Here is a 336-nt window from a genome sequence, read left to right as displayed (position 1 = left end):
CTATCCCACCCTCGAGGCCGGGGGGGGGCCCCGGGCGCGGGGGCGGCGCCCCCCCCCCCCCCCCCGCGGGGGCCCCCCGGGGGGCCCCCCCCCCCCCGGCGGAGGGTGGCGAGGGTTGGAGGGCTGTGGCAGAGGGGTGCACTTGAGGGCTGTACCTGAGGGGCTGTACCTGAGGGCTGTGCCAGAGGGCCGCGCCGGGTGGCGGGTGGGTGGGTGAGGCGGCCGAGGCGGCCGAGGTGGGTGGTGGGCGCGCGCGGGTGGGTGGGTGGCGGAGGGTGGGAGGGGGGAGGGGGCCCGGCCAGTCAGGTCCGTAACTCTCAAGCAGCGGTCCCGGGG

This window comes from Kitasatospora sp. NPDC059747 (genome assembly GCF_042732955.1).
GTDB lineage: Bacteria > Actinomycetota > Actinomycetes > Streptomycetales > Streptomycetaceae > Kitasatospora.
The sequence above is the reverse complement of the archived record's forward strand: the minus strand, read 5'-3'. Positions refer to the sequence as shown.